The 12,088-nt window shown below is 53.9% G+C and carries 8 protein-coding genes; 6 read left to right on the top strand and 2 right to left on the bottom strand.

Annotated features, from left to right (window positions below):
- Nucleotides 1–5: 5 nt before the first annotated feature.
- Entirely contained in the window at nt 6–2,285 is a 2,280-nt protein-coding gene (gene maeB / locus GW591_RS01050; RefSeq protein ID WP_013574414.1) for an NADP-dependent oxaloacetate-decarboxylating malate dehydrogenase, read from the bottom strand.
- 369 nt (nt 2,286–2,654) lie between these two features.
- On the opposite strand from maeB, the gene tal reads away from it, so the two are divergent.
- From tal to yegD, 3 genes are all read left to right on the top strand, one after another.
- Entirely contained in the window at nt 2,655–3,605 is a 951-nt protein-coding gene (tal, locus tag GW591_RS01045) for a transaldolase (protein WP_112198398.1), read from the top strand.
- A 56-nt stretch (nt 3,606–3,661) separates the two neighbouring features.
- Nucleotides 3,662–5,656: a transketolase gene (gene tkt / locus GW591_RS01040; RefSeq protein ID WP_112198397.1), complete on the top strand. Its 1,995-nt coding sequence runs from the start codon at nt 3,662–3,664 to the stop codon at nt 5,654–5,656.
- Nucleotides 5,657–5,797: 141 nt separating this feature from the next.
- Entirely contained in the window at nt 5,798–7,150 is a 1,353-nt protein-coding gene (yegD, locus tag GW591_RS01035) for a molecular chaperone (protein ID WP_013574411.1), read from the top strand.
- Between the two features lie 68 nt (nt 7,151–7,218).
- Here the strand turns inward: yegD and GW591_RS01030 are convergent, their stop codons facing one another.
- Nucleotides 7,219–8,172, bottom strand: coding sequence for an aldo/keto reductase (locus tag GW591_RS01030; protein ID WP_112198396.1), 954 nt, complete (start codon nt 8,170–8,172; stop codon nt 7,219–7,221).
- Between the two features lie 259 nt (nt 8,173–8,431).
- Here GW591_RS01030 and mdtD point away from each other — a divergent pair, with 259 nt between their 5' ends.
- From mdtD to baeR, 3 genes are read left to right on the top strand one after another with little or no spacing between them, the layout of a single operon-like run.
- Nucleotides 8,432–9,907, top strand: coding sequence for a multidrug transporter subunit MdtD (gene mdtD, locus GW591_RS01025; protein ID WP_013574409.1), 1,476 nt, complete (start codon nt 8,432–8,434; stop codon nt 9,905–9,907).
- Nucleotides 9,904–11,289 (top strand): envelope stress sensor histidine kinase BaeS, encoded by a 1,386-nt coding sequence (baeS, locus tag GW591_RS01020; RefSeq protein ID WP_112151270.1) that lies wholly within the window; start codon nt 9,904–9,906, stop codon nt 11,287–11,289. The genes mdtD and baeS overlap by 4 nt, the downstream gene beginning before the upstream one ends.
- Complete coding sequence (baeR, locus tag GW591_RS01015; protein WP_037036367.1) at nt 11,290–12,009, top strand: envelope stress response regulator BaeR; 720 nt, start codon at nt 11,290–11,292, stop codon at nt 12,007–12,009. It begins immediately after the preceding gene.
- Nucleotides 12,010–12,088 lie beyond the last annotated feature (79 nt).

Genomic DNA, 12,088 nt, shown 5'->3' with positions numbered 1-12,088 from the left:
GGTGTTTATAAAGGCTCGGTTTGTGCTTCAACGACAGCCAGCGCCACCATATTGACTATTCGCCTGACCGATGCAATTGGCGTCAGGATATGTACCGGTTTCGACACCCCCATCAGCACCGGTCCGACGGTCACTCCTTCCGAACACGACACCCGCAGCAGGTTGTAACTGATACGCGCTGATTCCATGTTCGGCATGATCAGGATATTTGCTGAACCTTTCAGCGGGCTGTCCGGCATGATGTCCTGGCGGATGCTTTCGACCAGCGCCGCGTCGCCGTGCATCTCACCGTCAATTTCCAGATCAGGAGCACGCTCATTAATCAGCTCCAGCGTACGCCGCATTTTCAGCGCAGCCGGGCTGTCTGATGTACCAAAACTGGAATGCGACAACAGCGCAACTTTCGGCTCAATGCCAAACCGCCTCACCGTTTCTGCCGCCATCAGCGTGATTTCCGTCAGTTGTTCCGGCGTCGGGTCATCATTGACGTAGGTATCCGCAATAAAAGTGTTGCCGCTCGGCAGCAACAGCGCATTCATCGCCCCGGCAACATGTGTACCTTTGCGAAACCCGAATACATTCTCCACGATATCGTAATGCTCATGATAGGTGCCAACCGTGCCGCAAATCATCGCATCGGCTTCTCCGCGCAGCAGCATGATGGCAGAAATCAGTGTCGGATTGCCGATCACTGCCCGACGCGCCTGCTCCTGCGATACACCGCGCCGTTTCATCAGCTCATAATATTCACGCCAGTATTCATTAAAACGCGGATCAGATTCGTTGTTCACCACTTCAAAGTCCCGTCCCGCTTCCAGTTGCAGGCCGAGCTTTTTGATGCGCATAGCGATGACACTGGGACGCCCGACCAGAATTGGCTTCGCCAGCCCGAGGGAAATCAGCTCCTGCGTGGCATGCAGTACGCGCTCCTCTTCTCCTTCTGCCATCACCACCCGTTTAGCGTCTTTCTTCGCCTGCGAGAAAATGGGTTTCATGAACAGATTGGTTTTGTAGACGAACTCGGCGAGTTTTTCGGTATACGCTTCCAGATCCTCAATCGGGCGCATGGCCACACCGGAATCCATTGCAGCTTTCGCCACCGCAGGCGCAATTTTCACGATCAAACGCGGGTCAAAAGGCTTAGGAATAATATATTCGGGGCCGAAAGACAGCTCTTCTTCACCGTAAGCGGAAGCCACCACATCACTTTGTTCGGCCATCGCCAGATCCGCGATAGCATGAACGCAGGCCAGTTTCATTTCTTCATTAATGGTGGTCGCCCCGACATCCAGCGCGCCGCGGAAAATGAACGGGAAACACAGCACATTGTTCACCTGATTCGGGTAATCCGAGCGTCCGGTGCAGATAATGGCATCCGGCCGGACGGCTTTTGCCAGCGGCGGTAAAATCTCCGGCTCCGGATTGGCCAGCGCCAGAATCAGCGGATCTTTGGCCATGGTTTTCACCATCTCCTGCGTCAGCACGCCGGGGCCGGAACAGCCCAGGAAAATGTCCGCATCCGGGATTGCATCGGCCAGCGTACGCTGGCCGTTATCTGCAATGGCATACGCCGCTTTGGTTTCGGCCATATTTTCTTCACGCCCCTGATAAATCACACCACGGGAATCGCAGGCCGTGATGTTGTGGCGTTTCAGCCCCAGCGCCACCAGCAAATTCAGGCAGGCGATAGCGGAAGCCCCTGCGCCGGAAACGACCAGCCGCACATCGGAAATGCTTTTCCCAACCACGCGCAGACCATTTAATACTGCGGCAGTACAGATAATGGCGGTGCCGTGCTGATCGTCATGAAACACCGGGATTTTCATGCGTTCCCGAAGCTTTTTTTCAATGTAGAAACATTCCGGCGCTTTGATATCTTCAAGATTGATGCCACCGAATGTCGGCTCTAGTGCGGCAATCACATCGATCAGTTTATCGGGATCGTTCTCATCCACTTCGATATCAAAAACATCGATACCGGCGAATTTTTTGAACAATACGCCCTTGCCTTCCATCACCGGTTTCCCTGCCAGTGCACCGATATTCCCCAGTCCGAGAACGGCAGTACCATTGGAAATCACCGCCACCAGATTGCCGCGTGCGGTGTATTTGTATGCCGCCAGTGGATCTTTAGCGATCTCCAGACACGGGGCAGCAACACCCGGAGAATAGGCCAGCGCCAGATCACGTTGTGTCGCAAGAGGCTTGGTGGGCGAAACCTGAATTTTTCCGGGCACCGGAAACTCATGGAAATCGAGCGCACTTTGCTTGAGTTGTTCGTCCATTGCAGGATCCTTTTCTTGTTTTTGTAGGGTACGGGGAAATATCAGCATCTGGTTTTCCCGCTGACCAGTATAGATAACCCTGCCACGACTAAACGCGGATCACGACCAAAAATTAGCGGTTACATTGATTACTTTTCATTCATGGAAGACGTCTCGTAAAAATGCACTAAGCTTAAAGTTTGTCCTTGCGCTTTTCTCGCCAGACGCTCAGTTTGACGGGCAACAGGGGCCGCCATTGTTGAGACCCATTGCAGTAATCAGAAAAAGCGCATTCAGTTTGTTAACCGGATGATGCAGGGTAGGAGCCCTACGAAAGAGAGTCGTTCGACCTTATTGCTGTATCGTTTTTTCTCGCCAAGGAGCTAAGAGATGAACCAGTTAGACGCACTAAAAAAAATCACCACCGTCGTTGCCGACAGCGGTGACATTGAATCTATCCGTCATTTCGAGCCTCAGGATGCGACGACCAATCCTTCGCTGATCCTCAAAGCAGCCGACCTGCCACAATACCAAAACCTGGTTAAAGACGCGCTGGACTATGCCCGCAAGCAAGGCGGCAGCAAAGAAGCTCAGGTGATCAATGCCACAGATAAACTGGCCGTCAATATCGGGGCCGAAATTCTGAAAAGTGTACCGGGGCGCGTCTCGACAGAAGTGGATGCCCGCCTGTCATTTAACCGGGATTTGTGTATCGAAAAAGCCCGCAAACTGATTGGTTTATATCAGGATCATGGCATTGATAAATCGCGCATTCTGATCAAACTGGCGTCTACGTGGGAAGGCATTCAGGCCGCCAAAGAACTGGAAAAAGAAGGCATCAACTGTAACCTGACCCTGCTGTTCTCCTTTGCTCAGGCACGCGCCTGCGCCGAAGCCGGTGTCTACCTGATTTCTCCCTTCGTTGGCCGTATCTACGACTGGTACAAAGCCAAAGAGCCCAATGCCACTTACGACGTTGAAAAAGATCCGGGCGTGAAATCTGTCCGGGATATCTACGAATACTACAAATCCCACGGTTACGAGACCGTCATCATGGGTGCCAGTTTCCGCAAAGTGGAACAAATTCTGGCACTGGCAGGCTGTGACCGCCTGACCCTTTCTCCCAACCTGCTGGAAGAGCTAAAAGCCAGTGACGCGCCGGTTGAACGCAAACTGCAGCCGTCCTCTCAGGCGGGTAAAAAGCCTGCACCGCTGACTCAGGCTGAATTCCTCTGGGAACATCATCAGGATGCGATGGCGGTAGATAAACTGGCCGAAGGTATCCGCCAGTTCGCCGTCGATCAGAAAAAACTCGAAGATATGCTGTCAGCACAACTTTAGTTTTAACTCAATTTAAGCGCTGAACTTTAGCTTTGAAAAAAACAGATGGAGTGAATATGCCCTCTCGTAAAGAACTTGCGAATGCGATCCGTGCCCTGAGCATGGATGCCGTTCAAAAAGCGAACTCAGGCCATCCCGGCGCACCAATGGGAATGGCGGATATCGCTGAAGTGCTGTGGCGTGATTACATGAATCACAACCCGACCAACCCGAAATGGGCCGATCGCGACCGCTTCCTGATGTCTAACGGACACGGATCAATGCTGCAATACAGCCTGCTGCACCTGACGGGTTACGATCTGCCAATGAAAGAGCTGGAAAACTTCCGCCAGTTGCATTCGAAAACGCCTGGGCACCCGGAATTCGGCTATACACCGGGCGTCGAAACCACCACCGGCCCGCTGGGTCAGGGTATCGCTAACGCCGTAGGTTTCGCGATTGCCGAGCGCACGCTTGCAGCTCAGTTTAACCGTGAAAATCACGACATCGTGAACCACTACACCTACGCCTTTTTAGGCGACGGCTGCATGATGGAAGGCATCTCACACGAAGCCTGTTCACTCGCCGGCACCATGAAGCTCGGCAAGCTGATTGCGTTTTATGATGACAACGGTATCTCCATCGACGGCCATGTTGAAGGCTGGTTCACCGATGACACCGCCAAACGCTTTGAAGCCTATCACTGGCATGTGATCCGCGGTATTGACGGGCATGATCCTGACGCCGTAAAAGCCGCCATCGAAGAAGCCCGCAAGGTGACCGACAAACCGTCGCTGTTGCTATGCAAAACCGTGATTGCATTCGGCTCACCGAACAAAGCCGGCACCCACGGCGCGCATGGCGCTGCGCTGGGCGATGATGAAGTTGCAGCCACCCGTAAACATATCGGCTGGAACTCCCCGCCTTTCGAAATCCCGCAGGATATCTACGCCCAGTGGGATGCCAAAGAAGCCGGTAAAGCGAAAGAGAAAGCCTGGAACGAGAAATTTGCGGCTTACGCAAAAGCCTATCCGCAACTGGCCGCAGAATTTGAGCGCCGTGTGAGCGGCAAACTGCCTGCTAACTGGCAAAGCGAAACGCAGAAATACATCGAAGAATTGCAGGCGAAACCGGCCAATATTGCCAGCCGTAAAGCCTCGCAAAACGCCCTGGAATCCTTCGGTAAAATCCTGCCTGAATTCCTCGGCGGTTCTGCGGACCTTGCGCCAAGTAACCTGACGATGTGGTCTGGTTCAAAATCTATCGGTGACGATAAAGCGGGTAACTACATTCACTACGGTGTCCGTGAATTTGGCATGACCGCCATCACTAACGGTATCGCCCTGCACGGCGGTTTCCTGCCGTATTCGGCGACATTCCTGATGTTCGTGGAATATGCCCGTAACGCCGTTCGTCTGGCGGCACTGATGAAAATCCGCAACGTGTTCGTGTATACCCATGACTCTATCGGTCTGGGTGAAGACGGCCCGACGCACCAGCCGGTAGAACAAATGGCCAGCCTGCGTGTGACGCCAAACATGAACACATGGCGTCCGGGCGATCAGGTAGAATCAGCTATCGCCTGGAAATACGCCATCGAACGTACTGACGGTCCTTCTGCACTTATCTTCTCGCGCCAGAACCTGACTCAGCAGCCCCGTACGGCTGAGCAACTGGCTAACGTAGCTCGCGGCGGTTATGTACTGAAAGATTCTGACGGCACACCGGACGTTATCCTGATTGCCACCGGCTCTGAAGTCGGCATCACGGTGGAAGCCGCAGAGAAACTGACCGCGTTGGGTACCAGGGTTCGCGTGGTTTCCATGCCGTCCACCGATGTTTTCGATCAGCAGGACGCAGCGTACCGTGAGTCTGTTCTGCCGAAAACGGTGACCGCACGCGTCGCTGTTGAAGCCGGTATCGCCGATTACTGGTACAAGTATGTAGGCCTTAACGGTGCCATTGTCGGCATGACAACCTTCGGGGAATCCGCACCCGCAGAGCAACTGTTTAAAGAGTTCGGCTTTACCGCTGATAATGTCGTCGCGAAAGCACAGGGGCTATTGAAGTGATAGAAATGAAGTAATTCTCCGCCCTTTGTTCCCTCTCCGTCCCAGGAGAGGGACTTCCTCAGAATTGTACCGCCCATCTGACTTGATGAATCTCGCTCTCTCCGGTAAAGTCCCGTCCCTTCTTTGGCATGGGGAACAATGATGTTTATTGGATTTGACTACGGTACAGCGAATTGCTCCGTTGCGGTGATGCGTGACAATAACGCTCACCTTCTGGCGCTCGAAAATAACGATCCTTACTTACCCTCCATGCTTTGTGCGCCGACACGTGAAGCGGTCAGCGAATGGCTGAACCGTCACGGACAGGTTCCGGCAGGCAGTGATGAAAATCTGGCGCTGCTGCGTCGCAGTATCAGCTTTAACCGCGAGGAAGATATTCCGGTCAATGCCAACAGCGTAAACTTCGGTTTGCAGGCGCTTTCGACCTATATGGAAGATCCGGAAGAAGTGTACTTTGTGCGTTCGCCAAAATCGTTCCTTGGCGCAAATGGCCTGAAACCTCAACAGATCGCTCTGTTCGAAGATCTGGTTTGCGCGATGATGTTCCACATCAAACGCCAGGCTGAATCCGTCTTGCAGGAAAGTATTGAACAGACCGTTATCGGCCGCCCGATTAACTTTCAGGGTATGGGGGGTGAAGAGGCCAATGCCCAGGCGCAGGGGATTTTGCAGCGTGCGGCTGAACGCGCAGGTTTCCGCGATATCGCTTTCCAGTTTGAACCGGTGGCGGCAGGTCTGGATTTCGAAGCCACACTGACCGAAGAGAAAACGGTTTTGGTTGTCGATATCGGCGGCGGTACCACCGACTGCTCGGTGCTGCTGATGGGGCCACAATGGCGTGATAAAGCAGAGCGTCAGAACAGCCTGCTCGGCCATAGTGGTTGCCGCGTCGGCGGTAATGATCTGGATATCATGACCGCATTCAAGCAACTGACACCACAATTTGGTATGGGCAGTGAAACCCAGAAAGGTATCGCTATTCCGGCCCTGCCTTACTGGAATGCCGTCGCGACCAACGACGTTCCGGCGCAACTGGATTTCTATAGTGTGGCGAATGGCCGCATGTTGCGTGATCTGATCCGCGATGCAGCACAGCCTGATTTGATCAAACGCCTGCTGAAAATTCAGCAACAACGTCTGAGCTACCGTCTGGTTCGTGCAGCGGAAGAAAGTAAGATTGCACTGTCTGAACATGAAAGCGTAACGGCGGCAATGGACTTCATTGAATCGGGTCTGGCAGAAACGATCAGCCAGCAACAACTGAGCGAAGCGATTTCTCAGCCACTGGAACGTATTCAGGAGCAGGTCAGTCTGGCACTTGCCAGCAGCGAAATTAAACCGGATGTAATTTACCTGACCGGTGGCAGTGCGCGTTCACCGTTATTACGTGCTGCGTTGCAGGCTCAGTTACCGGGTATCCCGCTGGTCGGAGGGAATGATTTTGGCTCGGTCACCGCCGGTCTGGCGCGCTGGGCACAAACGTTGTTCCGTTAAGATTTAAAGATGCAGATAAACGCAAACCGCCTGAATCAGGCGGTTTTTTTATATCTCAGATCCCGGATTTACCAGGCACTGGCGTCATTTAAGGTCCTGGTATCGGTATCATCGAGTTTCAGGGTTGCGGCCTGCGCCAGTTCATTGAGCTGTTGCAGGGAGGTCGCACTGACGATCGGTGAGGTAATGCCCGGGCGGGCAATCTGCCAGGCCAGTGCAACCTGTCCCGGTTGTGCGCCATGCTTCTCAGCCACCTGATCCAGTCCGGCCAATACTTTCAGGCCGCGCTCATTCAGGCAACGCGCAATCACGTTTTCGCCGCGTTTACTCTTACCGGCATCGGCTTTGGTTCGATATTTCCCGGTCAGAAAGCCGGCGGCCAGGCCATAGAAGTTGATGACGCCCAGACCATTATCTGTCACGACTTTTTCCAGCGCTTCCTCATACACTTTGCGGTCATACAAATTGTATTGTGGTTGCAGCGTTTCATAACGTGCCAGCCCGTTTTCCTGGCTGACTTTCAGCGCTTCGGCCAGACGCGGCGCACTGTAGTTAGATGCCCCGACGGCGCGCACTTTCCCTTCTTTGATTAACGCGTCAAATGCCGCCATAGTTTCGGCCAGCGGTGTATCCGCATCGTCATCATGTGACTGATACAAATCGATATAATCTGTTTGCAGACGTTTCAGAGAGGCTTCTACCGCTTCTTTAATATAGCGCGGCGACAAACCGACTTTACCTTCGCCCATCGGCTTACCGACTTTGGTGGCGAGAATGATCTGGTCACGCTTACCGGATTTTTTCAGCCAGTTGCCGATGATGGTTTCGGATTCTCCCCCTTTGTTGCCTTCAACCCAGCTCGAGTACACATCTGCCGTATCGATGAAATTCAGTTTATGATCCAGCAAGGCATCCAGCAGGTTAAACGAGGCAGCCTGATCGACGGTCCAGCCAAATACATTGCCACCAAAGGTTAACAGCGGCACCTGAATACCTGAACGACCCAGTTCTCTTTTGCTCATCATTCTCTCCCTTTATAAGTTCAGATTAGACTTACTTTGCGTGCGAACGGTTCATGGTCAAAGGTCAACCTTAGCATTTTGATATAAAATGTCAGGCTGAAAGCTATTCTTTATTGTCAGAGGAATTGTCAAAAAATGGGAAAGACTCTCCTTATTTCCTCCATTTTCTGCTGAAACATTCTGGCTACACTGTGAGCCGGTCTGCAGGTGAATTCCCTCCTGAAATGCCACAAAAATGATTGTGCTGATGCGATGACTCATGAAATCTGAAAATACTGACACCTTATCGCCTTCCACGCCGCTGCCACCTTCGGTTCGCTGGCAATTGTGGATCGTCGCCTTTGGCTTCTTTATGCAGGCCCTCGACACCACGATCGTCAATACTGCCCTGCCGTCCATGGCCCGCAGTCTGGGCGAAAACCCGCTGCACATGCATTCGGTTATTGTCGCTTATGTGCTGACGGTTGCGGTGATGTTACCGGCGAGCGGCTGGCTGGCGGATAAAGTCGGTGTGAAGTGGGTATTCTTTTCAGCCATTGTGCTGTTCACGCTCGGCTCGCTACTGTGCGCGCAATCGGAAAGCCTGCGTGAACTGGTGATGTCGCGCATAGTTCAGGGGATCGGCGGCGCGATGATGGTGCCGGTCGGACGGCTGACGGTGCTGAAAATTGTCCCGCGCAGCGAATACATGGCAGCGATGACGATGGTGACACTGCCCGGTCAGGTCGGTCCGTTACTGGGTCCGGCGCTGGGTGGTTTTCTGGTGCAATATGCCAGCTGGCACTGGATTTTTCTGATCAATCTGCCGGTCGGTCTGGCCGGTTGCATCGCCACATTAATGATCATGCCAAATTATAAAATGCAGACCCGGCGCTTTGATATCAGCGGGTTTGTCATGCTGGCCGTGTGTATGGCGACGCTGACGCTGGCACTGGAAGGCAGCCGCAGCATGGGGCTGACGGCGCTGGAAATCGTATTGCTGGTGGTGGCCGGTGGCGGCGCGCTGGGCATTTACTGGATGCATGCGCGCGGCAATCTCTCGGCACTGTTTTCCCTGCGCCTGTTCCATACACCGACCTTTAAGATCGGTCTGATCGGCAGCCTGCTGGGACGTATCGGCAGCGGTATGTTGCCATTTATGACGCCGGTCTTTCTGCAACTCGGGATGGGCTTTACGCCCTTCCACGCCGGGCTGATGATGATCCCGATGGTGCTGGGCAGCATGGGGATGAAACGCGTGGTGGTCCGGCTGGTAAATCAGCTGGGTTACCGTTCTGCACTGGTCAGCGCCACCTTGCTGCTGGCACTGATTACGCTTATCTTCCCGCTGGTGGCGATTTATGGCGCCATGTGGATGATCCCGATTGTGCTTTTCTTCCAGGGAATGGTGAACTCCCTGCGCTTCTCGTCGATGAATACCCTTACGCTCAAAGATTTGCCGCCGCGCCTTGCCAGCAGCGGCAACAGCTTACTGTCGATGATCATGCAATTGTCGATGAGCCTCGGTGTCAGCGTCGCCGGGTTGCTGATTGGCCTGTTTGCACATCAGCAAGCGATTACGCCTGACAGCAGCACCCTGCACACCGCTTTCCTGTATTGCTACATGTCAATGGCACTGGTGATTGCCCTGCCCGCCTGGGTATTTTCCAAAGTGCCGCCTGACACGCAGAAAAATGCCATCATTAGCCGTCGTCGTGCTGAGGCCGGCTCCCCCGATCCGATGAGAAAATCATGAAACCTGGTATCACTGCCAAGCTGTTTATGGCCATCTTTTGTACCTGCGCGCTGGTGTTGATCACCATGAACTGGGGCGTACGGATGAGCTTCGAACGGGGCTTTATTGACTACATCCGCCAAAGCAATGAACAGCGTGTCGAGCTGCTGGCGGACACATTGCAGGAGCAGTACAAGCAGCATGGTAACTGGGAATTTTTGGAAACAAATGACCGGTTAATCTATCAGCTGATGCGCTCATTTGAACAAAACAGCAGCCCGAGAATGCCACCGCAGGGCTGGCGGACAAAATTCTGGATCCTCGACAGTCACGACCGCCGGATCGGTGGTTACGATCAGCCTGTTCCCCCCGATCTCCAGGGACCGCGCCGCGTGATGACCGTTGATGGCGTCGTCATCGGTTCGGTAATTTCCACACCCGCTGAGCGCCTGACCCGCGATGCCGATATCAACTTTGAGCGCCAGCAAAGCCGGACCAGTTGGATGATTGTCGCCTTTACTGCACTGCTGGCCGCCGCCGTAACCTGGGTTTTATCCCGCGGAATGCTCGCGCCGGTAAAACGGCTGGTGAATGGCACCCACCAGCTTGCCGCAGGAAATTTCAGCACCCGCGTGGAGGTCGACAGTGAAGACGAACTGGGGAAACTGGCGCAGGACTTTAACCAGCTGGCAATGACGCTGGAGAAAAACGAGCAAATGCGCCGGGCATTCATGGCGGATATTTCTCACGAATTACGCACTCCGCTGGCGGTATTGCGCGGTGAGCTGGAGGCCATGCAGGACGGTGTGCGAAAAATGACAGTCGGTTCACTGGAATCACTGCAATCTGAAGTATCGATTCTGACCAAACTGGTCGATGACCTGCACCAGCTTTCGCTGTCTGATGCCGGTGCGCTGGCGTACCGTAAAGTCGACACTGATGTGGTACATCTGGTGCAACTGGCAGAGGCCGGTTCGCGCGATCGTTTCCACAACAAACACTTAACGCTCACCAGCCATCTGCCGGAAAGCGCCGAAGTATTTGGTGACCCGCAGCGGTTGTCGCAACTTATCAACAATCTGCTGGAAAACAGCCTGCGCTATACTGACCCAAATGGCGGCCTGGAAATTCTGGGAGAAATTCGCGAAAAAACGCTGCATCTGATGTTCCAGGACAGCGCGCCGGGCATCAGTGATGAACAACTGATCCGTATTTTTGAACGATTTTACCGTACCGAAGGCTCGCGTAACCGCGCCAGCGGCGGCTCGGGGTTAGGTCTGGCGATTTGCCAGAATATCGTCGAAGCCCACGGCGGGCAAATCAGCGCCAGCCACTCTCCGGCAGGTGGCGTGCGCATTACCATCGTCCTGCCCCTTTCTGTTCCACATGGCCTGAGAAACTGAATGAACGACTCTGTACTGTCCGGCCCTGCGCCGTTGAAAATTCTGATCGTGGAAGATGAACCTAAACTCGCCCAGTTGCTGATCGACTACCTGGAAGCCGCCGGCTATGCCACCCAATGGTTACCGGACGGGCACGACGTGATTACGCTGGTTAAAAATCAGCCACCGGCGCTGATCCTTCTGGATCTGATGCTGCCGGGCAGCAGTGGCCTGTCGATTTGCCGCGATATCCGCCAGTTCTCTGATGTCCCGATCATGATGGTGACCGCCAAAACCGAAGAGATCGACCGCCTGCTTGGCCTGGAAATCGGTGCCGATGATTACATTTGCAAGCCGTACAGCCCGCGGGAAGTGGTCGCGCGCGTGAAAGTGATCCTGCGCCGTTGTGTACGTCCGGATGAGCACGTGGCAAAAGAAACCGGTCTGCATATTGATGAAGCCCGCTTTCAGGCGACATTCCAGGGGCACGAACTGGAGCTGACGCCAGCGGAATTCCGCCTGCTGAAAACCCTGTCCGTCAAACCGGGTTACGTTTTTACCCGCGAAGTGCTGCTCAATAATCTCTACGACGATTACCGCGTTGTGACCGATCGCACCATCGACAGCCACATCAAAAATCTGCGTCGCAAACTCGAATCACTGGACGGCGAAAAGGCGTTTATCCGGGCGGTATACGGCGTCGGTTACCGCTGGGAAGCGGAGCCCTGCCATTTGGTTTAACGCGCTTCTGGCCGGCAATTGAGTTTTGTAAAGTTGCTGAAAGTCTGTCGGCCAGTTCACATTTCATGCCTTAAATTTC

The sequence above is a fragment of the Rahnella aceris genome (genome assembly GCF_011684115.1).
In the GTDB taxonomy this organism is placed as follows: Bacteria; Pseudomonadota; Gammaproteobacteria; order Enterobacterales; family Enterobacteriaceae; genus Rahnella; species Rahnella aceris.
This window is presented reverse-complemented; position numbering and strand designations above follow the sequence as displayed.